The sequence below is a fragment of the Halomonas marinisediminis genome, assembly GCF_004347715.1.
Taxonomy (GTDB): Bacteria; Pseudomonadota; Gammaproteobacteria; order Pseudomonadales; family Halomonadaceae; genus Halomonas; species Halomonas icarae.
The window spans coordinates 1-216 of record NZ_SLTR01000914.1 but is presented as its reverse complement, the minus strand read 5'-3'; the positions used below and the strand labels follow the sequence as shown (position 1 = coordinate 216).

The window sequence follows — 216 nt, the reverse complement described above, 5'->3', positions numbered from 1 at the left end:
AGAACGACGCACCGCTCTGGGGCGGCGTGATGACCACCGCCGGTGGCCTGGTGTTCTTCGGCACGCCGGAGGGTGAGTTCATCGCGCTCGACGACGAGACCGGCGAGAAGCTCTGGTCCTTCCAGACCGGCTCCGGCATCGTCGGCCAGCCAATCACCTGGGAACAGAACGGCGAGCAGTACGTCTCGGTGATCTCCGGCTGGGGCGGCGCGGTTC

1 pseudogene is annotated in these 216 nt (G+C 67.6%); it reads left to right on the top strand.

Annotation, left to right across the window (positions count from 1 at the left end):
• A pseudogene (locus tag E0702_RS18935) lies at positions 1-216 on the top strand (PQQ-binding-like beta-propeller repeat protein); the annotation flags it as partial.